The sequence below is a fragment of the Pandoraea horticolens genome, assembly GCF_902459555.1.
GTDB classification, from domain to species: Bacteria; Pseudomonadota; Gammaproteobacteria; order Burkholderiales; family Burkholderiaceae; genus Pandoraea; species Pandoraea horticolens.
Window position 1 is genome coordinate 19263 of the sequence record NZ_CABPSM010000016.1, and the last position, 21599, is coordinate 40861.

A 21599-nucleotide genomic window follows, 5' to 3' on the forward strand; every position below is an offset into this window, starting at 1 on the left:
CCCGTTCGGACAACGCCGAGCCGTTTTCGGCTTATTCCGGCGCCACCACGGTCGAACGGTCAAGGCGCTTGGGAAACTGAATCTGCCGGATGCGACGCACCAGCAAGGCGGCAACGATCGCCGCAATGCCCGTGAGCAGCACCCCGGCGTGCACAGCGTTCACGAGCGTCTGGCGGGCGGTTTCCACCAACGGGGCGCCGTCGATGCCCATGGCGCGCAGGTCCGTCAGCAGGTCGGCGCGCAAGGCCTGATCGATCAGGATGCGTGGGTCGAGCGCTCGTGCAACGGCGTGCGCCGCCGGCGTGCCGTCGTAGCTCGACACGGCACCGGCCACGCCATTGGCGTACCAGTGATTGACGAGCGTGCCCACGATCGTCGTGCCTAGCATGCCGCCGACCATGCGGGTGGACTGCAGCAACGCGGTGGTAATGCCGAAACGCTCACGCCCGGCGATTTCTTGTCCGAACACGTTCATGTTGTTCAGGATGAAGCCGATGCCGATGCCCGCACAGGCCATCATCAGCGCCAGCAGACCGTGCGACGTATCGCGATGCGCCAGCCCCACGCCCGCCGACGCCACCGCCAACAGACAGAAGCCGAGGATCAGCATATTCGTCGGCCGCGACAGACGCACCACGATCGGCGTATTGATGAAGCTGCCCAGGGCGATGCAAGCCGCGATAGGCGTGGCAATCAAGCCTGCGCCCTGCGGGCTCAAGCCGAACCCGCCTTGCAACAGCAGCGGTGCGAAGAAGATCAGCGAATACATCACGAAGCCGATCAGCACCGACAGTGTGAAGAGCACGATGAGCTGCGGGTGCCGGAACATATCGAGCGGCACGATCGGGTGCGTGGCCCGGCGCTCTGCACGCAGCAGCATCCAGAAGCCGAACATGACGGCAGCGATCAACAGCAGATTCCCGAGCGAAGCCCCGTGCGCCGGCACGTTCTCGATAAACACCTGGAAGCCGCCGAGCACGACGGCGATCCACGCTGCACCGCGCCAGTCCACGCGAACTTCGCCCTGATGGGCCGGCGGGAATTTCGGCAGGTATCGCCATACGAAATACAGCGCCGCCAGACCGACCGGCAGGTTCACGAAGAACGTCGAACGCCAGCCGAAATGCTCGGAGAGCAACCCGCCCAGCGACGGCCCGGCCGCCGTGCCGATGCCGTAAGCCGTGGTGATCACGACCTGCCAGCGTACACGCGAGCGAGCGTCGGGGAACAGGTCGGGCACCGACGCGAAGGCCGTGCCGACCATCATGCCGCCACCGATCCCCTGCAACCCGCGTGCAAACACGAGGAACGGCATATTGGGGGCCAAACCGCATAGCAGCGAGGCGCCGGTGAAGGTCAACACTGAAGCGATCACGAACTGGCGGCGGCCGAAGTAATCGCCGAGGCGCCCGAACACCGGCACGGTGACGACGGAGGCTAGCAAGTAAATGCTCGCGATCCAGGCGTAATACTCAAACCCTTTGAGTTCGGCGACGATGGACGGAAGGGCAGTACTGACAACGGTCTGGTCAAGAGCGACCAGCATGTTGACGAGCGCGATGCCGATCATGGCCATCAACGCATCGCGAAAAGGCAGGGGGCGCACGGCGGACTACCTGAAGACTTCATGGAGGGAAGCGGTCATTCTATGCGAAAAATAATGAATATATGAACGTCCGGACGCCACGCGCCCATACGCGTTCCCGGGCCAATTCGCCCGGCGCACCTTGACGCTCCGCCATCCTCCCGCCCACGGCGTCCGATGAGGGAACGGCATGAGGGAAATTCAACGAAAGGCCTCGCAGCATTCACCATCCCCGGCGACGGCCCGCTTGTTTTTTCTCCCGCTTCGTCAAAACAAGGTGCTGTCCGATACCCTTTTCGGACGCTCCTTTACCCCGTAAGCCGGCGTACTGGGCATCATCAACAGGGTTGGCCCGATGCCGCAAGGCCAGCGCTTGGGGAGCTCAGATGACGTCCCGTCCCGACACGGCGGCCGGCATCCATATGACGTTGCAGCCTCGCCGGACATCGCCTGCCTCGGCGGTGCGATGCAAATTCGGCAACGCCCCGGTCATTTCCAAAAACCGTGCCTTGATAACGGCCGCACCATCGCTCGACGCCTCAGGAAGCGTCGTCGTCACTTCTCGGGAGATACGACCATGAAAAATCGACCTGTGCGCGAAGACTATCGACGCTGGCTTGAAGCGCAGACCGTCACGGTGTCAGACAACGAGTCGCACACGGCGAGCACCGTCCCGGCGCTGCCACCGGTACTGCCATTTTCCGGCTATGTGGTCTGGTTTCACATGAGTCTCACGTATCTCGACATTCGTTTCGATCACCATCGCTTCGAGATCGTGACACGGCAGGTGCAGAGCGCTGCAGAAGCGTTCTTCTTCGACAGCCTCGATGCTGCCTATGGACACGCCACCCATGTGGGAGAGCCCTGTCTGATCCTGTTTGCGACGGCTAGTGGTGCGTCCGTCAGTGTCGTAGGTTGATGCCGATCGTCCGGCAAAGGCTACCGTCAGGCGCACGCCGATTTACCTCAGAGCCCCCCTTCTCCGCATCACCTACCCTCAGGGAGCATGAACTATGCCGTTCCTCACCATGGCACTGGCGTACGCACCATCCATCCCCGTTTCGTATGAGATTGATGCTCGCGCGAATCGCCATGAAATCGTCATCGATATGGAAAATATCGAAAACCAGCCTAGTGCCTTGCAACCTGCATCGTCCGAGGTGAAACTGGACCTTGCCCACTTTCGTCGTGCCACCTTCAAGTGCCATCCCGTTTCGGTGAACGACTACTTCAATAATGTGCTCGCTGAACTCGTCACCCCGCAGAGCGAGTGCGGAAGCCGGCGATACGCCAGCAACGCCGAACTGCGCAAGGTGCTTGGCGACCTTCTGACGTTTCACCCCGCAGCGGGCACCGTCTCAGTCAATGCGCGAATCAAGGGAATGGGGCTGCCTTCGCTGCTTCGCGACGAACCGGACTATTTGCCGGGAACGCTGAGCGCATTGATATATGACGTCGGGTCGCACAGCATCGACATAGGACGGTTCGCGTTCCCGGCGCTTGACGCGATGGGCGAGGCGGCGTTTCTCTTCGCCGGCGAGAGCGAACTGGCGTTTCTCCACGAAGGCAATCCGCACGCCTCGCGTATCCGGGAAGATCACGCGCAGATCCTGGGTTTTCACTACCGGGCAGCGGGCATGCGCGGACACACTACCTTGCCGCCCGCGGGATATGCCCCTGCGGCACAGGACGACACGACCCTCGGCGATTTCACCGCCCAGTTGGCGCGATGTCGACAACGCCCCGATCTGAGGCGCTCACCACGGTCGAGTGATAATCGCTACATCCACCACAATCCCCTCGACACGATGCAAAACGGCCCCTGCTCGATTCAGTGACGCAGCGATAGCCCGCGCCGCACCACCGCCCCGAGTCCACGAAAGCGGGTCGATATCCCGGGAACGGCGGCGTCCGCCGCGATTACGCTGCCGACTTGAGCCGGCGCGCGAACTTCTCGCGGAATTTCTTGAGCTTCGGGGCAACCACGTAAGCGCAGTAGCCCTGATCGGGATGCTGGCGGAAGTAGTTCTGGTGATACGCCTCGGCGGGCCAAAACGTCTGCGTCGGCACCACTTGTGTCACGATCGGTGCGGGGTATGTCATCTCGGCCATCAGTTCGGCGATGAGGTGTTCGGCAACCTCCTTCTGCTTCTCGTCCTGATAGAAGATGGCGGAGCGGTACTGCGTGCCGACATCATTGCCCTGACGATTGACGGTGGTCGGGTCGTGAATCTGGAAGAACACGATCAACAGTTCCTCGAAGGAGACCGCGTCCGGATCGTAGGTCAACCGCACCACTTCCGCGTGACCGGTATCGCCTTCACAGACCTGATCGTAGGTGGGGTTGTCGACGTGACCGCCTTCATAACCCGAGACAACGGACTTTACGCCGTCCAACTGCTGATAGCAGGCCTCGAGACACCAAAAACAGCCACCCGCCAGCGTGGCAACTTGGGTACGGGTATCGCTCGGGGAGTTCGTCTGCTCTGTCATCATGACCTCGCTTGTCGGCTACGTTTTATGCGGCAGCGCACAAAAGAAATAGGGCGGGCGATCGATGTTTCGATCGCCCGCCCTATTGTCGCGCAGAAGTCCTGCAAACGGCGCAAATTGCGCCTACAGGAGACGCACGCGGCGCATCGGCGCGCTCAGGCTCGCAACTGTGTGATGAGCGGATGCAGGAGACGAGCGCCGACGCGTGCAGTCAGACCGTCGCGGTCATACGTCGGGTTGTACTCGGCGATATCCGCCACACGCAACTTGCCCGAACGGCGCACCACACCGATGAGCGCTTCCACAACTTCCAACGCCACGCCATGCGCCGCCGGTGCAGACACGCCCGGGGCTTTCTCGCCGGGCAGCACGTCCATATCGATGGTCAGGTACACGTGGCTCACCTGTGCGAGCTTCTTCTCCAGCTGCTCGCACATTTCCGGCAGACGGTGCGCAAGCATCGTCTCGTCGAGCCAGTAGTCCACATTCAGCGCGTCCGCACGCTCGAAGAGTGCGTCGGTGTTGCTGTAGCGGCTCACGCCGAGGCAAGCGTAATGGAACGGCGCCTGACGTCCCGCGAGCAACTGCGAGATCTGCCAGAACGGCGTACCCGAGCTGGCCGTCGGCTGCGCACGCAGGTCGAAGTGCGCGTCGAAGTTGAGGATCAGGATCGGCTCGTCGCGCAGGCGGTCGCCGAAATGCTCGGCAACGCCAAGGAACGTACCGTAGGCAATCTCATGTCCGCCCCCCAGCACCACGGGAAGCGCACCTGCGGCCAGCACCTCGGCCACGCGGTGACCGAGCACCGCTTGCGCCGCTTCGAGCCGGTCGTCCGCGCACACGATATTGCCGCCATCGAATACGACGGGCGTGCCCTTCACAGGCAGGCTCGCCAGCGCGCGACGCAGCATGTCGGGGCCGGCGACCGCGCCCTGACGCCCATGATTACGGCGCACGCCTTCGTCACTGCAAAAGCCCAACACGACCGCGCCACCGGCAGCCTGCGACGCGTCGTAATCGCGCAGCACCTGATGCAGACGCAAGGTATGGCCGGTTTCGCCGGTATCCACACGGCCTTGCCAGACCGTTCGATCAATTGTCATACGTTTTCCCGCCTTGTCTTATCGTGCGATGACCGCTTGCAGGAATTCACGCGTACGCGCTTCGCGCGGTGCGGTGAAAATCTGATCAGGCACACCCGCTTCGATGATCCGGCCCTGGTCCATCACCACCACGACATCGGCCACTTCTCGTGCAAATCCCATCTCGTGCGTCACGACCAGCATCGTCATGCCATCGTTTGCGAGCGCCTTCATCACCTGCAGCACTTCACCCACGAGTTCCGGATCGAGCGCTGACGTCGGTTCGTCGAACAACATGACTTGCGGCTGCATGGCCAGTGCGCGGGCAATCGCCACACGCTGCTTCTGACCGCCCGAGAGCGTGCTCGGGTAGACGTCGGCCTTGGCCGCCAGCCCCACCTTGGCGAGCAATTCGCGGGCGAGTTTCTCGGCGTCGGCGCTCTTCATGCCGCGCAGCTTGCGCGGTGCGAGCGTGACGTTATCGAGCACGGTCAGATGCGGGAACAGGTTGAACGACTGAAACACCATGCCGACTTCGGTACGCAAATGATTGAGCGCGTTCTCGCCCATCATCTTGCCGTGATCGACGAGCTTCTTGCCCACGATTTCGATCGTGCCCTGCTCGGCTGTCTCCAGCCCGTTGCAGCAACGCAGGAACGTACTCTTGCCCGAGCCGCTCGGGCCGATGACGACAACCACCTGACGCGCATCGACTTCGAAGTCGATGCCCTTGAGCACCTGATGGCTGCCGTAGGCTTTGCCAAGCCCTTCGATCTTCAGGATCGGGGCGCCGAATTCCTTATTCACTTCGCTCATTGCACGGCACCTCCGGCACGCAGGGACTTCTCGGCGCGCTGCAGGAGCAGCGTGGTGGCACCGGTCAGAATCAGATAAACAAACGCAATCGCCAGATACACTTCCAGCGATCGGTACGACACGCTGATGATCTTCTGGCCTTCGTGCATCACGTCGTGAATGGTGAGCAACGACACGAGGGCCGAGTTTTTGATGAGCGCAATAAATTCGTTGCCCAGCGGCGGAATCATGCGCACGACGGCCTGCGGCAGAATCACCGAACGCATGGCCTGACCGTAAGGCATGCCGAGCGAGCGCGCGGCTTCCATCTGACCGCGCTCGATCGACTGGATGGCACCGCGCACGATTTCCGAGACATAGGCACCGCTATAGATGCCAAGACCCAGCACACCGCACATGAATGCCGGCAGCAGAATGTCGAACTGGGGCAGGCCGAAGAACAGGATAAAGAGTTGCACCAGCAACGGCGTGCCACGGATAAACGTGACATAGGCGGTACAAATGCCGTAGCGAATGCGATGCGCCGGATTCAGGCGGCCCATGCCGACCAGCAAACCCAACACACAGCCCAGCGCCAGTGCGCAGGCGGTTACCTCGACGGTAACGAGCGCGCCACGCGCGAGGTCCTGCCAGTTTGCCCACACCGGCGAAAAATCGAGTTCCATGCGTACTCCGTCAGTTGCTCTACTGCTTTATTGCGTCGGCGGGCGCCATCGTCCCATTCAGGGTGACGGCGTACCCGCCCGGTATTACGTTAGCGACATGCTTACTTCGCGGTACCGAAGTACTTGCTGACCAGCGCAGCATAGGTGCCGTCTGCACGGACCTTTTCCAGCGCCTTGTTCATCTCGTTGGTCAGTTCGGTGTCGCCCTTGCGCACGGCGAAGCCATAACGCTCGACGGTCAGCGTCTTGTCGAGCACCTTCACCCCGGGGTTGGCCTTGGCGTACAGCAGTGCTGCCGGCTTGCCAGTCACGGCCGCGTCGGCACGGCCGATCTTCACGAGTTCGAACATCTGGTCGTTCTTCTCGACTTCCACGCGCTCGACCTTCGGATAGCTTTCCTTGAGGAACTGCACCGACTTCGTGCCCACCTGCACCGACACCTTCTTGCCGGCCAGATCGGCCGGTTCCTTGATGCTGGTGTTGTCAGCCTTGACCATGATGGCCAGACCGCCGGTGTAATACGGGTGCGTGAAGTTCACGACCTTCAGGCGCTCGTCGGTGATGTAGATCGCCGAAGCGGCCACGTCGACACGCTTGGACAGCACGGCCGGGATCAGGCCCTTGAAATCGATATCCGTCCATTCGACCTTCTTGCCCATTGCCTTGCCCAGCGCTTCGATCATTTCGACGTCAAAGCCGGTGCGCTTGCCGTTTTCCACGTATTCGAACGGCGGGAAGGTCGCGTCGGTGGCAACACGCAGCACGTCGTCGGCGGCGAAGACCTTGCTCGAGCAGGTGACGGCCAGCGCCATCGTGAACAGGATGTGACGCAATTTCATCTGGTACTCCTTCGTGTAGTCTCGGTCGGATAAAACCGGTTAAAAGTACTGCAATCGATTCGAAATACGCTCGGCTGCCGCCACCGTGAGGCGGATCAGCTCTTCGTGGCGCTGAGCCACACGCACGGCCGGCGCCATCAGGGTGATGGTGCCTTCCAAACGTTCCTTGGCGGCGAACACCGGGGCCGATACGCCCCAGACGCCGAAATCCACTTCGCTTTCGGACACCGCATATCGCTGCTTGCGAATCTCTTCGACCTGCGCGGCGAGACGCTCCTGCGCCACCGGCTGGCCGGCCAATTGGCGGCCAATCAGACTTTCGCGAGTGGCTTGCGGCAGGAACGAGAGCAGCGCCTTGGCGGAAGCGCCATGCACCAGCGGATGCGCGCGTCCCTTGGCAAAGGAGCAACGCAGCGATTGCTCGCTTTCGTGCATGTCGAGGCAGACGACCTGGCCGTTGGCGGCCACGAGCAGCCCGACGGTTTCGCCGGTGCGCTGCACGAGCTCGTCGATTTCCTCACGTGCCTGGGTGACAAGATGCGAGTTGTGGTCGAAACCCCACGCCAATTGCACACCGACAGGACCCGGTTCGTAGAGCGCCTCATGGGCGTGCTCTTGCACCAGGCCCCACTTCTTAAGCGGCACGAGGTGGCGGTAAACCGTGGAGAGCGGCAGGCTCGTTTGCGCGGCGATCTCGCGTGCCGCGATCGGTCGTCCGTGACGCGCCACAGTCACAAGAACTTGCAGCACGCGCTCGGAGACCGATTGAGCTTCGGTGGTGTCCATCGTCTTGAAAACAAAAGAAAGCTGAAAAATCAGCGGGCTAGCCGCCGATGACGACATGGGCGCTATCTTGCGATGCAATTCCCAAAGTAAAAAATTCGATTCTCACCTCATGGTAACAAATTGGGAAATTACGCATAGGGATTTTCCCTTATGCATCGCGGAACGCAGACATAAAAAAACGCCGAATCCCTTTCCTAACAAAGGATTCAGCGTTTTTTTGAGAAAACGGAATAGAGATTCCGATTACCGACTGGCAGTAGACTTTTGTGAATCCGGCACCGCCGATAACCAGCCGATGAGAATTGGCTTTTGCACTTTCCCAAGTGCGCTTTTGGGTAGCGCATCGAGAATGACGACCCGTCGCGGCAATTTGAAGCGAGCGATGCGCTCGCCGAGGAAGTCGAGCACGGTCTGCGGCGTAGCACCCGCCGATGGCAAAGGCACGATGACGGCGACGGGCACCTCGCCCCATCGTTCGTCCGGCACACCGACGATAGCGGCCTCCAGGACGCCGGGGCAATCGACCAGCGCGTTCTCGATTTCCGCCGGATAGATGTTCTCGCCGCCTGAGATGATCATGTCCTTGCTGCGGCCCACGACTTCAAAGCAGCCGTCCTCGTGCAAGCGCGCCAGATCGCCCGAATGGAACCAGCCGTCCGCGAACGAAACATGTCCGGGTGCACGCCAGTATTCGCGCATCACGTTCGGTGCGCGCACGAGTATTTCGCCGACGTCTCCCGCAGGCACGTCCTGCCCGGTCACATCGGTCAGTCGCACTTCGACGCCCGGGCACGCACGGCCGACCGCACCAGGATGCGCCTTCGCTTCGCCGAAGCGCAGCGCGATCGACACGGGGCCGGTTTCCGTAGCGCCATATACCTGCCCGAGCGGAATACCGCGCGCGTGGAACGCATCGATGGCGGACATCGGTACTACGCTGGACCCGGCCATCACCCCGCGTAGCGACGACAAATCCGTGGTCGGCCATGCCGGATGCAACTGCACGGCCCGCAGCGTGGCGGGCACCATCAGCGAGAGCGTCGGACGATGCTTCGCGACATCCGATAACCAGGCGCCCGGATCGAAACGCGGGTGCAGCGTAACGCTCGCCCCGCGCAGCAATGCAGGCAACGTCTGAACACATAGGCCGCCGACATGGAACATCGGCAAGGTCGACAGGACGTGGTCGTCGGCGCGCATGTCGTGCGCCCACCAACTGGCTTCGGCATTGGCGAGCAACCCCGCCTGTGTGTGCAATGCGCCCTTAGGCTCTCCCGTCGTGCCGGACGTGTACACGAGCAGCACAGGCGCATCGGCCGCAACGTCGGGATAGTCGACCGGCTTGGTCGACGGCACGGCGATGAGCCCTTCGATCGGAGCGATGGCGGGCGGCGGCAGGTCGGTGACAGCCTCCTGTTCAAGCGAGTCGCGAATCTGACGAGCGGCGTCGCGATGCGTCGCGTCGAACCACAACACACGCACACCTGCGTGGCGCACGATGGCGGCCAGCTCGGGCACGGCGAGCCGGAAGTTCAGCGGCAGGAAGATGGCACCGGCGCGGGCGCACGCAAACAGCAGCGCCAGTTGCAACTCGTCGTTCAGGCCGAGACACGCGACACGCTCGCCCGGCGCGATGCGCCAGGTGCTGCGCAAATGCCCCCCCACCCGCTCGACGCGTCGCCACAATGCAGCGTAGTCGGTCTGCTCCGATTCATCGCCAATGCCACATCGCAACGCCAGCCGCTCCGGCGTGGCGCGTGCGTGACGGGCAAGCGCTTCTACAAAAGGCGTCAACTTGTTCTCCGTAACAAGACAGACGGCGAGGCGCGGGGCCGACGACCAGTTCGTGATGGCCTGCGACGGTGCGATCCGTGCGGCCCGCCCACCTCGCTGATTCGCTGATTCGCGATGCCGGCGTGCCGCTTACTCGTCGGACTCGCCTGGTTCGTAGAGCGCCTCGCGGCCAATACGATCGAGGCACAGCTCTGCCGTCCACGGCAGCATCAGCGCGCCGCAACGCGAATCGCGATACATGCGCTCGAGCGGCAGCGTCTTGAGCATCGACTGCCCGCCGCAGGTGCGAATGGCAAGACGGCACAGCTCGTTGGCATTCTCCATGATCGTGTACTGCGCTGCATACGCTCGCATACGCGCCTCCTTGCCCGGGTCGGCTCGGCCGTCCTGCAAGGCGCGAAGGAACAGCGCGCGCGTTTGCTCGAGCATGATATGCATTTGCGCGACGGCAATCTGCTTGGTCGGATACATGCGGCGCTTGACCGGCGCGCCCATCCCTTCCGCTTCCCCGCGAAGATAGCGCACCGTGAAGTCGTAGGCTGCCTGAGCGATCCCCATGTACGTCGGGGCGAGCGTCATGAACATGTGCGGCCAGCGGCTCGCGGCCTGGTAGTAGACACCCCGCGGCATCAGTTGCAGTTCGTCGGGAACGAACACGTCCTTGAAGAGTAACGTGCGCGAGACGGTGCCCCGCATGCCGAGCGGGTCCCAGTCGCCGGTGACGCTCACGCCCGGAGCATCGCCCGGCACGGCGATGTAGAACGTGTCCTTCATCGACAACTCGGGCTTGTCCTCGGTACACAGCACGCCGTAGTAGTTGGCCGCCCCGGAGAGCGACGCGAAAATCTTGCGTCCGTTGATCTTCCAGCCGCCGTCGACCTTCGTCGCGGTCGTGCCGAACGGCGCCTTGCCCGCAGCCGCCGCGCTGCCTTCCGAGAATGGCTGTGCGTAAATCGCTCCGTCCTGAATCACGCGCGCGAAGTGATGCTCGCGATAGCGTGCATGTTCGGCACGCTGCTCGGGCGTCATGTCGAGATCGTCGGCAAGAATGCCGGTCCACATCATCGAGCAGGTGTGCATGTTGAACGTAAGCGCCGTGGCGCCACAGTGACGCCCCAGCTCGGCGGAGACCATCATATAAGTGGCGAAATCGGCGCCCAGACCACCATCCGACTCGGGAATGCACAACTTCAGCAGACCGGCGGCACGCATATCGTCGTAATTCTCGAACGGGAACGACGCTTCGCGATCCCAGCGGGCGGCACGCGGCGCGAGCGACTCGCGCCCCACCTGCTCGGCCAGCGCCAACAGGTACCGCTGCTTGTCTGTGAGCGGGTAGTGCTCGCCGACGATCGATGGGGGCTGATAGGCCACGGTAGTCTCCTAGAGTGTTGCGAGGAAAGCGCGCACCTCGGCGTCGAATGCCGCCGGGTGCGTCAGATTCATGAGATGTCCTGCGCCGGGCAGACAGACGTATCGAGCCTGCGGGATCGATTCGGCCATGCGCACCATGACTTTCGGTGGCGCATTGGTGTCGTGCTCGCCCGCGATGAGCAGCACCGGCACAGCCAGACGTGCGAGCGCGGCGCGCTGCTCGAAACCGACCAGCGCTTGCAGCGCCGCACGGTAGGCGTCTGGGGTAAGCGCGCCCATCGCGTCGACCGCCCGTGCGTGCGCGCTGGCACGCACGGCGGCATCTGGTTCGCCGAGCATGCCCGGCACGATGGCCTCGGCCATCTCGCGCAGCGTCTTGCCCGCATCGAGCGGCGCCGTGCGCTGACGCACGAATTCGCGCTGAAAGTCGCCATCCGGTTTGCCGAATGCGGGCGACGTGCCGCACAACACGAGCGCGGCAATATCCCGCGTGAACGGCTCGCCGCGTGCCATCAGCTCCTGCGCGACCATGCCGCCCATGCTGTGGCCGACGAGCACGAATCGTGACGGTCCCAACGCATCGAGCAACGTCCTCAGGCTGTCGGCCAGCGACGCCATCGTCGGCTCGGCCGGCATGGCGCTCTCGCCGTAACCGGGCATGTCCCAGGCCACGACGCGATAGCCCGCCGCCGCGAATGTCTCGAATTGCGACGGCCAGACCTGACGATTGCCACCGATACCGTGCAGCAGCACGAGTGTGAGCGGGCCATCGCCCGCCGTGCGGCAGGCGGGTAGGGAAAGCGTCATGATGCGAACTCGCCTTGCAATTGCCCGTCGCGCACGACGACATCGCCATCGAGCGCGATCGTGCAGCGCCGCAGCGGCAAATCGAAGTGACCGAGCGTATGACGTCCCGCCACTTCGTTGGCGCCCGTCGAATACAGGAAGTTACCTGCGAAGGCGCGCTGCTCCGTGCCGTTGCAATCGCGCTTGTCGTAGCAGGCGAGTGCATCCCAGCGCGCCCGTGGGTTCAGGCCGAAGCCGACGTGCGAGACGGCATACGCTTCGCGATCTCCCCACGCGGCGAAGTACTCGCGCATGAGGTCGACGTCGACACCTTCGCCGTCGATGGCGACGACATAGTCGTCCTCGACCGTGAGTTCGATGCGATCGCGCAGATATTGTTTGAACGTCAGATTGATGTCGCCGGGGGCGAGCACGAGCCGGCCGTTCACGCTATGGGCGGCGGGGAACGCCAGTGCCAGACCACCCGGCCAGTGGGCGACCTGTCCGGGTTTGGCGCACCAGCCCCAGACACCGCCCACGCGCGCGTCGCGAAGACCGATGCGCAGATCGGTGCCAGCGCCGGACGTGACGTGCATTTGTGCAGCGCCGCGCAAACGCTTGATCGCCGCACGCACTTTCGGCTCGAGCGCCGGATCGGTCGCGCAGCGTTCCAGAATTTCGGGATGTTCGTTGGAGACCATCAGCACGCGCGCGCCACCGCCCAGAATCTCAGGCAGTTCGGGGGCATGCAACAGGCCTTCGACGGTGCAATCGACGACAAGCGTCGCCGCCCTCAGCGCCGCCACGACCGGTGCCAATTGACCCAGCGCATCGCTTGCCCCCGTCGAGCGCACCGGCACAGGGGCACTCACGCGCGGGCTTGGCACGACGAGCCGGAAAGGCCTGGCGCCAAGCGATTCGGCGGCAAGCTGGGCTAATTCCACGTTGACAGGCCGGGATTGCGTTTCGGCTACAATCGCCACCACATCGCCGGGTCGTATGTCGCAACGCCGCAAGGTCGCGGCAAATACGTCGATCCACTTATGCTCGATTCGCTCGATCAGCATATCGTCTCCTGAGCGTCTGACCCTCTCGCCCGCCGGGGGCTGCTTCGCCCCGTGGCACGCTGCTGGCCGTCACGCGTCTTGTCGATCTGTTGTTCGTGCCATAATATATGAATATTCATACAAATCAACCCGATCAAATTTACCGGACGGGAGTGCAGGGACAGTGAACGCCAAACGCGCCGCAGTGCCAGATTTCGACAGCGCAGCTTTTCGTCATGCGCTCGGTCAATTTGCGACCGGGGTTACGGTAATCACCACGCGCGCCGACGACGGCTCGCTCATCGGTATCACCGCCAGTTCGTTCAATTCGGTGTCGCTCACGCCACCGCTCATTCTGTGGAGTCTCGCCACGCGAGCGGGCAGCATGCCCGTCTTCCGCGAAAACTCGCACTACGCCGTGAATGTGCTGGCGGCCGATCAACTCGACATCTGCAAGCGCTTTGCCACGATGAAGGGCGACCGTTTTGCAGGAGTGCCATACACGTTGTCGCCGTCGGGCACGCCGGTGCTCGATGGTGCGCTCGCTTGGTTCGAGTGTCATAACCGCAGCCGTTACAACGAAGGCGATCACGTCATCTTCGTCGGTGAAGTCGAGCGTTGCGGCGTCCACGCGAACGTTTCCGGGCGCATGCCGCTGATCTTCCACGCCGGCGGCTTTCACAAGCCGCAGTCGCTCGGTTAAGCCGCCCATGTCTGCCGGTGGAGCGCCGTTCGTCGACGATTATCTGGCGTATCTGCTCGCCCGCGCGAGCACGCTGGTCTCCGATGAGTTTCATCGCGAAGTCGCCGCGGCGGGTCTGGGCGTGTCGGAGTGGCGAGTGCTCGCCACACTCTCCGACGGCCGCGCGCGCACCATCAATCAACTGGCCGACATCGTGCTCGCCAAGCAGCCGACGCTCACCAAAGTCGTCGACCGGCTGGAAGCGACGGGCGACGTCGTGCGCGGCGAAAGCGCGACGGATCGGCGTCAGTCGCTGGTCTCGCTGACCGACGCCGGACGCGCGCGCGTCGCGCCGTTGCTCGCCAGCGCACGCCGCCACGAAGCCGGGGTACTCGCCCGCTTCGGCGCGGAACAATCCGCCTTGCTCAAAGCAACGTTGCGCCGTCTGATCGAAGAAATGGCGCAAGGAACGCAGAGCCCTCAATAGGCCCTTTCCGATCACTGCACGGGCGTGTCCGAAAACGCGAATCGCGCAGCACGGCGAATCGTCAAAAATTCCACCACTTCGCCATATTGTCGAATTTTCTTTCCTCAATAGCCGAAAAATACATTTTTACTATCAATTTCACTCATCACGATCCGAGAATACGCAAGCACTTGCGACGCGAATTCTTCTAAGATGCGCATATCGATTCACGCTATGGCGCATGTCCATGACCGCACCCAGCAAACGCCCTGCCGATGCGCGCAACGAGCGCCGCATATGGGATATCAGCGCCCCGCTCTCGAGCGACACCCCTGTCTGGCCTGGTGACACGCCGTTCTCGGAACAGTCCGTGTGGCAGATCGGACCGGGCTGCCCGGTCAATGTGGGACGCATCACGCTATCGCCACATACAGGCGCGCATGCCGACGCACCGCGTCATTACGACGACGACGGCGCCTTCATTGGCGAAGTGCCGTTAGGGACATATCTGGGGCCATGCCGGGTGATGCATTGCCTTGGCGCATCGCCGGTCGTCACGCCGGAGATGGTCGCGGCGCATCTGACGGATGTACCGCCGCGTGTGCTGCTGCGCACGTATAAGCGCGCGCCGGTGGCTCACTGGGATAGCGCGTTTTGCGCGGTGGCGCCCGAGACCGTCGACCTGCTCGCGTCGCATGGCGTGACGTTGGTCGGTATCGACACGCCGTCGCTCGATCCGCAGGAAAGTAAGACGATGGACGCGCATCACCGCATTCGCGCGCATCGCATGGCCATCCTCGAAGGGCTGGTGCTCGACGCGATTGCGCCGGGCGATTACGAACTCATCGCCTTGCCGCTCAAGTTCATGCGGCTCGATGCGAGCCCGGTACGCGCGGTACTGCGTTCCTTTTGAACGGTACGGCCCGCACCGGCTTCGCAGCAAACGACTTTTTTTGTACTGATTTCACTCACAAAGCGCAAACCATGACGTCTTCTCGCAACGATTGTCTGGCCCTTGATGCGGCCGATCCGCTCGCCCCGCTGCGCGCGCAATTCGATCTGCCGCCGGATGTGATCTATCTCGACGGCAACTCGCTGGGCGCACGCCCGCTGGCTTCTGCCAAACGCGCACAGGAAGTGATCGCTGCCGAATGGGGCAAGGGCCTCATCCGCAGTTGGAACGAGGCAAACTGGTTCGCACTGCCGCGCACGTTGGGCGATGCGCTGGCACCGATCGTCGGTGCGGGCAAAGGCGAAGTCGTGGTGACGGACACCACGTCGAGCAACCTGTTCAAGGTGATGGCCGCCGCCCTCGATGCGCAGCGCACGCGCGGGCTGCAACGCAGAGTGATCGTCTCGGAGCGCAGCAACTTCCCGACCGACCTCTACATCGTGCAAGGTCTCACGCGCCTGCTCGACGACGGCTACTCGCTGCGTCTGATCGATTCGCCGGACGAACTGCCGAGCGCACTGGGTGACGATGTCGCCGTGGTGCTGCTCACGCACGTGAACTACCGCACCGGCGCCATGTACGACATGACCTCGCGCACGGCGGAGATTCATGCGGCCGGTGCACTGGTGGTGTGGGATCTCTGCCACTCGGCCGGTGCGGTGCCGGTCGACCTGAACGGCGCCGACGCAGACTATGCCGTGGGCTGCACGTACAAATATCTGAACGGGGGCCCCGGTTCGCCGGCGTTCGTATGGGTCAACAAGCGTCACCAGGACACCTTCTGGCAGCCGCTGTCGGGTTGGTGGGGCCATCGCACGCCGTTCGCCATGCTGCCGGAATACACACCGGACGATGGCATTGGACGTTACCTGTGCGGCACGCAACCGATTGTCTCACTCTCGCTCGTGCAGTGCGGTCTGGACATCTTCGCGCAGACCTCGATGGACGCGCTGCGTCGCAAATCGCTCGCGTTGACCGACCTGTTCATCGAGCTGGTGGAAACGCGCTGCGCCGAATTCCCGCTGACGCTGGTGACGCCGCGCGATCACGCCGCAAGGGGCTCGCAGGTGAGCTTCGAGCATCCGGAAGGATTTGCCGTGATTCAGGCGTTGATCGCACGCGGGGTTATCGGCGACTATCGCGAGCCGCGCATCATGCGTTTCGGCATGACACCGCTCTATACGAGCTTTGCCGATGTCTGGGATTCGGTAGAGGTTTTGCGCGACGTGCTGAGCACGGGCTCGTGGGACAAGCCTGAGTTTCATCGCCGCGGCGCGGTGACCTGAGAGAGGAATGATCAGCATGAGCAAACTCTCCTCCACAAGCGGCCACAAAGACACTCCGGTGGACACCGCGCCTGCACAAGGCGGGTGCCCGTTCGGGCATCAGGGCGCAGACAACGCGACGGGCGACGCGAAAGCCTCGCAAAGCGCGCCCGCCGACGCGACGCAATGGCACGATGCTCAGCTCGATTTTTCCAAGAGCATGAGCTACGGCGACTACCTGTCGCTCGATCCGATTCTGAATGCACAACATCCGCGATCGACCGATCACAACGAGATGCTGTTCATCATTCAGCATCAGACGAGCGAGTTGTGGATGAAGCTCGCGTTGTACGAATTGCAGGCGGCACGCTCTGCGGTTCACAACGACGAATTGCCGCCCGCATTCAAGATGCTCGCGCGTGTATCGCGCATTCTCGAACAACTGGTTCAGGCATGGAGTGTGCTGGCGACGATGACGCCGTCCGAGTATTCGTCGATGCGTCCGTCACTGGGCAGTTCGTCGGGCTTTCAGTCGTATCAGTACCGCATTCTGGAATTCATGCTGGGCAACAAGAATGCGGCGATGCTCAAGCCCCATTCGCATCGTCCCGATCTCTTCCAGCAGGTGGAAGCGGCGCTCAACGCCCCGTCGTTCTATGACGAGGTGGTGCGTCTGCTCGCCCGTCGAGGCTTCGCGATTGCCCCGGCACGACTCGAACGCGACTGGACGCAACCGACGCCTCACGACGAGACCGTCGAGGCGGCGTGGCTCGAGGTGTATCGCAATCCGTCGCAACACTGGGAGTTGTATGAGATGGCCGAGGAATTGGTCGATCTCGAAGATGCCTTCCGCCAATGGCGCTTCCGCCACGTGACAACTGTCGAGCGCATCATCGGCTTCAAGCAAGGCACTGGCGGCACCAGCGGGGCACCCTATCTGCGCAAGATGCTCGATGTGGTGCTGTTCCCCGAGTTGTGGCACGTGCGAACGTTGCTGTGATGGCGTTGCGGTGAGAACACCCACTGCATAGATTTGGCGAGCGCCCGCCTCTTTTTGCCCTGGGCTGCGGCGCTTGCCCATCCCCTGACTCCGGTCCCGTGCCTGTTAAGTTGCTACGTCGGGGGACGGACAATCACTGCCATCGTGCGCCCCGCCGCGCAACGCTCATCGTGTCGATGGGTGTCGTCGGATCGATATCGGTTGTGGATCGGGTTGGGGGCCGCCTGCGGTGCGACTTAAAGCGCATTGGAGTGCCGCAGGCGGCCCCCAACCCGATCGACCACCGACCTTAAGCCTGTCCGCTCAGACGCGCGGCCAGTTGCTTCAGACGCGGACCGATCTCCTCGCGGAAGACCGCATCCGGAATCGACGACGACGGGCCGCTGCAACTGATGGCCAGCCAGCGGTTTTGCCGCACGTCACGAAGCGGCACTGCGACCGCATTCACGCCTTCATGCCATTCGCGAAACGAGTAGCAACATCCCTCGCGCTTGTACGACTCGATCCCTTTCTCGACGCCGGACTGGAGCACATCCCAACCGACATTGCGCAACGCGGCCGGATTCGCATCGTAGGCATCGCGTAGATCGGCGAGCATCGTCTCACGCTCGGTCGGGGTCATCGCCGCGAGATAGACACGCCCCATCGAACTCGTCAGCATCGACAGACGTGAGCCCGCCGTCAGACCCAGCGTGAGGTGCGCCGAGTCGCTGCGGATGGTTTCGAGATACATCATGTCGATACCTTCCCGACAACCGAGTGAAATGGAACACCCCATTTCCTTGGCCAACGCTCGCATGTGCGGGCGCGCCAGCGTCAGCATGTCGGTGCCGCTCAGGAACGCGTACCCCAAGGCCAGCACGCCGGCATCCAGCGCGTACTTGCCAAGCTCGGCGTCGTACCGCAGATACCCCAGCGCCGTCAGTGTGTAAGCGAGGCGACTGACGGTCGCCTTCGGCAACCCGGTGCGGGCCGCAAAATCGCGATTGCCCAACAGCACGTCGTCGGGTCCGAAGGCGCGCAACAGCTCGAGACCTCGTGCGAGCGCCGTGACGAACTTGCGCTCGTCGTGCGAAGGCGGCACACCATGGGCCGGCGCACCAGTAAAGGCTGACAGGGACGTTTTGACCACAACCATCGCGCACTCCGCCTCAAATAGGTTCTGTGTCAGTACACGCACTGGCCGTTGCCTGACAAAAAAGTTTAGTGTTAAACTAACTTCGATTTCAGAACATTGTTCCGCATTGCGGAACTTTCGTCAAGTCGACGCGCTTTCCCGGTGCGGGATATGGCCACGTATGCCGCACATGTGCCAAACGGGCCGACGAGGATGGCGTCGGCCAATTTTCGAGAACGTCGGAGGAGATAAGTCATGGCAGGCAATGCACAGTTTCATTGGGAAGATCCGCTGTTGCTGGACGCACAGCTCACGGGCGAAGAGCGCATGATTCGTGACGCCGCCGCCGCATACTCGAACGACAAGCTCGCACCGCGCGTGCTCGAAGCATTCCGTCATGAGCACACCGATGCCGCCATCTTTCGCGAGATGGGCGAGATCGGCCTGCTCGGCCCGACGATTCCCGAGGAATACGGTGGCCCGGGTCTGAGCTACGTGGCCTACGGGCTGATCGCACGCGAAGTCGAACGCGTCGACTCGGGCTATCGCTCGATGATGTCGGTGCAGTCGTCGCTCGTCATGGTGCCGATCTTCGAATTCGGCAGCGAAGCGCAGAAGCAGAAGTACCTGCCGAAGCTGGCCAGCGGCGAGTGGATCGGTTGCTTCGGTCTGACCGAACCGAACCACGGTTCCGATCCGGCCGGCATGACCACGCGCGCCAAGAAGGTCGCAGGTGGCTACGAGTTGAGCGGCGGCAAGATGTGGATCACCAACTCACCCATCGCCGATGTCTTCGTGGTCTGGGGCAAGCTCGCCGACGAGAATGGCGAGGAAAAGATTCGCGGCTTCATTCTGGAGAAGGGCTGGAAAGGCCTGTCGGCCCCAGCGATTCACGGCAAGGTCGGCCTGCGCGCCTCGATTACCGGTGAGATCGTGATGGATCAGGTGTTCGTGCCGGAAGAGAATCTGATGCCGGGAGTCTCCGGCCTGAAGGGTCCGTTCACCTGCCTGAACTCGGCGCGTTACGGTATTGCCTGGGGTGCGCTGGGCGCCGCTGAATTCTGCTGGCACACGGCGCGTCAATATGTGCTTGACCGTCAGCAGTTCGGCCGGCCACTTGCCGCCAATCAGTTGATCCAGAAGAAGCTCGCCGACATGCAGACGGAAATCACGCTGGGCCTGCAAGGCTGCCTGCGTCTGGGCCGCATGAAGGACGAAGGCACCGCTGCCGTCGAGATCACGTCGATCATGAAACGCAACTCGTGCGGCAAGGCACTGGACGTCGCTCGTCTAGCGCGCGATATGCTGGGTGGCAACGGCATCTCCGATGAGTTCGGCATTGCCCGTCACCTCGTCAACCTCGAAGTGGTCAACACCTACGAAGGCACCCACGACATCCACGCACTGATTCTCGGCCGGGCGCAAACCGGCATCCAGGCGTTCTTCTGATCGATCGTCACGATGAATAGGGTTGCATGAACCGCGAGCGGTCGCGCAGTGCAGATTGCGCAGTGCATCGCGGTTCATGCGACTTGTCTGGTACGCGTCGTTTCTCAGGCCGCACTTCGCGGGCCGTCAATCCCCCCGGGCGACGGCGCGTACCAAACAAAAAAGCCAGCTCTGTCGAGCTGGCTTTTTTTCATCCGCTGTCTTCTGCGATGTTAGCCGGATTACTTGTTCGGCTGCGGCGTGAGACGCAGATACGGACGCACGGCCTTGTAACCCTTCGGGAATTTTTCCTTGAGCACGGCTTCGTCCTTGAGCGACGGGACAATCACGACGTCCTCACCGTCCTTCCAGTTACCCGGTGTGGCAACCGAGTAATTGTCGGTCAGTTGCAGCGAGTCGATAACACGCAGGATCTCGTCGAAGTTGCGACCCGTGCTGGCCGGATACGTGATGATCAGGCGCACCTTCTTCTTCGGGTCGATCACGAACAGCGAGCGAACCGTCACAGTTTCGCTGGCATTCGGATGGATCATGTCGTAGAGCTGCGAAACCTTGCGATCACCGTCGGCCAGAATTGGGAAATTGACCGTGGTGTTCTGAGTCTCGTTGATATCCTTGATCCAGCCCTTGTGCGATTCGACGTCGTCGACCGACAGCGCGATGACCTTCACGCCCCGCTTCTCGAACTCACCCTTGAGTTTTGCGGTCAGACCCAGTTCGGTCGTGCACACCGGCGTGTAATCGGCCGGGTGCGAGAAGAGCACACCCCAACCGTCACCCAGGAATTCATGGAACTTGATTTTGCCAACCGATGAGTCCTGCTCGAAATCGGGGGCAATGTCACCCAAACGCAATGTCATTTACGGTCTCCTTGAGAACCTTCAAGTCAGTGGGGTAAAGACTAAAGGATGCTAAGCTTTGCCAGAACGAATAAATAATTGATTGCACATAATTATTCGAAATATGGCGCCCTCGGGGGATGTTGTTTTATGGCAACGATTCGTTGAAAGCGTTACGATAACACCCACATCCCCTTCGCATTTTCCTCCCAGAATCGGGTAATGACTATGTCGCATAGTGCACACCAACAAGGAGAAGTTTATGACTGATATCAAATCCGTATTGGCCGACGCCGAAGACCTGCTGAAACAAGCCGCCAACACGACCGGTGAGCGCGCATCCGAATTGAGCGACAAGGCGCTGACGCTGCTCAAGCAAGCCAAGGAAAAGGCTTCCGACGTGCAGGTGGTCGTTGTCGAGAAGAGCAAGCAAGCTGCTCGCGCGACCGACGACTATGTTCACGACCATCCGTGGCAAGCGGTGGGCATCGCCGCCGGTATCGGTGTGGTGATCGGCCTGCTGCTCAACCGCAAGTAAGCTGCCGTCGACGCAAGTCGCTTTC

Annotated in this window: 22 protein-coding genes; 9 read left to right on the top strand and 13 right to left on the bottom strand. The window is 62.1% G+C overall.

Going from position 1 to position 21599, the window contains the following annotated elements; translation table 11 throughout:
- Window positions 1-31 precede the first annotated feature (31 nt).
- Window positions 32-1570, bottom strand: a complete 1539-nt coding sequence (locus tag PHO31112_RS21445) for an MFS transporter (protein WP_150623087.1) — start codon at window positions 1568-1570, stop codon at window positions 32-34.
- 592 nt (window positions 1571-2162) lie between these two features.
- On the opposite strand from PHO31112_RS21445, the gene PHO31112_RS21450 reads away from it, so the two are divergent.
- On the top strand, window positions 2163-2504 hold the full coding sequence (locus PHO31112_RS21450) for a hypothetical protein (RefSeq protein WP_150622879.1): 342 nt from the start codon (window positions 2163-2165) through the stop codon (window positions 2502-2504).
- A gap of 94 nt (window positions 2505-2598) precedes the next feature.
- Window positions 2599-3423, top strand: coding sequence for a hypothetical protein (locus PHO31112_RS21455; RefSeq protein WP_150622881.1), 825 nt, complete (start codon window positions 2599-2601; stop codon window positions 3421-3423).
- 82 nt (window positions 3424-3505) lie between these two features.
- Here PHO31112_RS21455 and msrA read toward each other — a convergent pair whose 3' ends face one another.
- From msrA to PHO31112_RS21505, 10 genes are all read right to left on the bottom strand, one after another.
- Entirely contained in the window at window positions 3506-4081 is a 576-nt protein-coding gene (gene msrA / locus PHO31112_RS21460) for a peptide-methionine (S)-S-oxide reductase MsrA (protein WP_246178451.1), read from the bottom strand.
- 152 nt (window positions 4082-4233) lie between these two features.
- Window positions 4234-5181, bottom strand: a complete 948-nt coding sequence (gene hutG, locus PHO31112_RS21465) for a formimidoylglutamase (RefSeq protein WP_150622883.1) — start codon at window positions 5179-5181, stop codon at window positions 4234-4236.
- An 18-nt stretch (window positions 5182-5199) separates the two neighbouring features.
- Entirely contained in the window at window positions 5200-5976 is a 777-nt protein-coding gene (locus PHO31112_RS21470; protein WP_150622885.1) for an amino acid ABC transporter ATP-binding protein, read from the bottom strand.
- Window positions 5973-6641, bottom strand: a complete 669-nt coding sequence (locus PHO31112_RS21475) for an amino acid ABC transporter permease (RefSeq protein WP_010808517.1) — start codon at window positions 6639-6641, stop codon at window positions 5973-5975. The genes PHO31112_RS21470 and PHO31112_RS21475 overlap by 4 nt, the downstream gene beginning before the upstream one ends.
- Window positions 6642-6742: 101 nt before the next feature.
- Window positions 6743-7480 carry a transporter substrate-binding domain-containing protein gene (locus PHO31112_RS21480; protein ID WP_150622887.1) on the bottom strand — a complete coding sequence of 246 codons (738 nt, stop codon included), beginning with the start codon at window positions 7478-7480 and terminating at the stop codon, window positions 6743-6745.
- Window positions 7481-7519: 39 nt separating this feature from the next.
- A complete protein-coding gene (locus tag PHO31112_RS21485) occupies window positions 7520-8266 on the bottom strand; it encodes an IclR family transcriptional regulator (RefSeq protein ID WP_150623091.1) in 747 nt (248 codons plus the stop codon).
- Window positions 8267-8509: 243 nt separating this feature from the next.
- Complete coding sequence (locus PHO31112_RS21490; RefSeq protein WP_150622889.1) at window positions 8510-10060, bottom strand: class I adenylate-forming enzyme family protein; 1551 nt, start codon at window positions 10058-10060, stop codon at window positions 8510-8512.
- A 129-nt stretch (window positions 10061-10189) separates the two neighbouring features.
- Complete coding sequence (locus PHO31112_RS21495; RefSeq protein WP_150622891.1) at window positions 10190-11434, bottom strand: acyl-CoA dehydrogenase family protein; 1245 nt, start codon at window positions 11432-11434, stop codon at window positions 10190-10192.
- 9 nt (window positions 11435-11443) lie between these two features.
- Entirely contained in the window at window positions 11444-12241 is a 798-nt protein-coding gene (locus PHO31112_RS21500; protein WP_150622893.1) for an alpha/beta fold hydrolase, read from the bottom strand.
- Window positions 12238-13287, bottom strand: coding sequence for a 2,5-dihydroxypyridine 5,6-dioxygenase NicX family protein (locus tag PHO31112_RS21505; RefSeq protein WP_010808511.1), 1050 nt, complete (start codon window positions 13285-13287; stop codon window positions 12238-12240). The genes PHO31112_RS21500 and PHO31112_RS21505 overlap by 4 nt, the downstream gene beginning before the upstream one ends.
- A gap of 163 nt (window positions 13288-13450) precedes the next feature.
- On the opposite strand from PHO31112_RS21505, the gene PHO31112_RS21510 reads away from it, so the two are divergent.
- From PHO31112_RS21510 to kynA, 5 genes are all read left to right on the top strand, one after another.
- On the top strand, window positions 13451-13969 hold the full coding sequence (locus tag PHO31112_RS21510; protein ID WP_150622895.1) for a flavin reductase family protein: 519 nt from the start codon (window positions 13451-13453) through the stop codon (window positions 13967-13969).
- A gap of 7 nt (window positions 13970-13976) precedes the next feature.
- Window positions 13977-14435, top strand: coding sequence for a MarR family winged helix-turn-helix transcriptional regulator (locus tag PHO31112_RS21515; protein WP_150622897.1), 459 nt, complete (start codon window positions 13977-13979; stop codon window positions 14433-14435).
- A 226-nt stretch (window positions 14436-14661) separates the two neighbouring features.
- Complete coding sequence (gene kynB, locus PHO31112_RS21520; RefSeq protein WP_150622899.1) at window positions 14662-15327, top strand: arylformamidase; 666 nt, start codon at window positions 14662-14664, stop codon at window positions 15325-15327.
- Window positions 15328-15398: 71 nt separating this feature from the next.
- Window positions 15399-16652 (top strand): kynureninase, encoded by a 1254-nt coding sequence (gene kynU / locus PHO31112_RS21525; RefSeq protein WP_150622901.1) that lies wholly within the window; start codon window positions 15399-15401, stop codon window positions 16650-16652.
- Window positions 16653-16668: 16 nt separating this feature from the next.
- Window positions 16669-17631, top strand: a complete 963-nt coding sequence (kynA, locus tag PHO31112_RS21530) for a tryptophan 2,3-dioxygenase (RefSeq protein WP_150622903.1) — start codon at window positions 16669-16671, stop codon at window positions 17629-17631.
- 289 nt (window positions 17632-17920) lie between these two features.
- Here the strand turns inward: kynA and PHO31112_RS21535 are convergent, their stop codons facing one another.
- The gene (locus PHO31112_RS21535; protein ID WP_246178452.1) at window positions 17921-18769 is read right to left on the bottom strand and encodes an IclR family transcriptional regulator; all 849 of its coding nucleotides are present in this window, start codon (window positions 18767-18769) and stop codon (window positions 17921-17923) included.
- Window positions 18770-19003: 234 nt separating this feature from the next.
- Here PHO31112_RS21535 and PHO31112_RS21540 point away from each other — a divergent pair, with 234 nt between their 5' ends.
- Window positions 19004-20197, top strand: a complete 1194-nt coding sequence (locus PHO31112_RS21540; protein ID WP_150622906.1) for an acyl-CoA dehydrogenase — start codon at window positions 19004-19006, stop codon at window positions 20195-20197.
- 221 nt (window positions 20198-20418) lie between these two features.
- Here PHO31112_RS21540 and PHO31112_RS21545 read toward each other — a convergent pair whose 3' ends face one another.
- The gene (locus tag PHO31112_RS21545; protein WP_150622908.1) at window positions 20419-21057 is read right to left on the bottom strand and encodes a peroxiredoxin; all 639 of its coding nucleotides are present in this window, start codon (window positions 21055-21057) and stop codon (window positions 20419-20421) included.
- A gap of 214 nt (window positions 21058-21271) precedes the next feature.
- On the opposite strand from PHO31112_RS21545, the gene PHO31112_RS21550 reads away from it, so the two are divergent.
- Window positions 21272-21574, top strand: a complete 303-nt coding sequence (locus PHO31112_RS21550) for an ElaB/YgaM/YqjD family protein (RefSeq protein WP_144265750.1) — start codon at window positions 21272-21274, stop codon at window positions 21572-21574.
- The last annotated feature ends 25 nt before the right edge of the window (window positions 21575-21599 follow it).

What these genes read in the sequence shown, in the direction of transcription:
- PHO31112_RS21505 (WP_010808511.1), bottom strand. Translation starts at nt 13,287, where the DNA reads ATGCTGATCGAGCGAATCGAGCATAAGTGGATCGACGTATTTGCCGCG.
- PHO31112_RS21445 (WP_150623087.1), bottom strand. Translation starts at nt 1,570, where the DNA reads ATGATCGGCATCGCGCTCGTCAACATGCTGGTCGCTCTTGACCAGACC.
- PHO31112_RS21470 (WP_150622885.1), bottom strand. Translation starts at nt 5,976, where the DNA reads ATGAGCGAAGTGAATAAGGAATTCGGCGCCCCGATCCTGAAGATCGAA.
- PHO31112_RS21545 (WP_150622908.1), bottom strand. Translation starts at nt 21,057, where the DNA reads ATGACATTGCGTTTGGGTGACATTGCCCCCGATTTCGAGCAGGACTCA.
- PHO31112_RS21540 (WP_150622906.1), top strand. Translation starts at nt 19,004, where the DNA reads ATGGCAGGCAATGCACAGTTTCATTGGGAAGATCCGCTGTTGCTGGAC.
- msrA (WP_246178451.1), bottom strand. Translation starts at nt 4,081, where the DNA reads ATGATGACAGAGCAGACGAACTCCCCGAGCGATACCCGTACCCAAGTT.
- PHO31112_RS21500 (WP_150622893.1), bottom strand. Translation starts at nt 12,241, where the DNA reads ATGACGCTTTCCCTACCCGCCTGCCGCACGGCGGGCGATGGCCCGCTC.
- kynB (WP_150622899.1), top strand. Translation starts at nt 14,662, where the DNA reads ATGACCGCACCCAGCAAACGCCCTGCCGATGCGCGCAACGAGCGCCGC.
- PHO31112_RS21535 (WP_246178452.1), bottom strand. Translation starts at nt 18,769, where the DNA reads ATGGTTGTGGTCAAAACGTCCCTGTCAGCCTTTACTGGTGCGCCGGCC.
- PHO31112_RS21475 (WP_010808517.1), bottom strand. Translation starts at nt 6,641, where the DNA reads ATGGAACTCGATTTTTCGCCGGTGTGGGCAAACTGGCAGGACCTCGCG.
- PHO31112_RS21455 (WP_150622881.1), top strand. Translation starts at nt 2,599, where the DNA reads ATGCCGTTCCTCACCATGGCACTGGCGTACGCACCATCCATCCCCGTT.
- kynU (WP_150622901.1), top strand. Translation starts at nt 15,399, where the DNA reads ATGACGTCTTCTCGCAACGATTGTCTGGCCCTTGATGCGGCCGATCCG.
- PHO31112_RS21450 (WP_150622879.1), top strand. Translation starts at nt 2,163, where the DNA reads ATGAAAAATCGACCTGTGCGCGAAGACTATCGACGCTGGCTTGAAGCG.
- PHO31112_RS21480 (WP_150622887.1), bottom strand. Translation starts at nt 7,480, where the DNA reads ATGAAATTGCGTCACATCCTGTTCACGATGGCGCTGGCCGTCACCTGC.
- hutG (WP_150622883.1), bottom strand. Translation starts at nt 5,181, where the DNA reads ATGACAATTGATCGAACGGTCTGGCAAGGCCGTGTGGATACCGGCGAA.
- PHO31112_RS21515 (WP_150622897.1), top strand. Translation starts at nt 13,977, where the DNA reads ATGTCTGCCGGTGGAGCGCCGTTCGTCGACGATTATCTGGCGTATCTG.
- PHO31112_RS21485 (WP_150623091.1), bottom strand. Translation starts at nt 8,266, where the DNA reads ATGGACACCACCGAAGCTCAATCGGTCTCCGAGCGCGTGCTGCAAGTT.
- kynA (WP_150622903.1), top strand. Translation starts at nt 16,669, where the DNA reads ATGAGCAAACTCTCCTCCACAAGCGGCCACAAAGACACTCCGGTGGAC.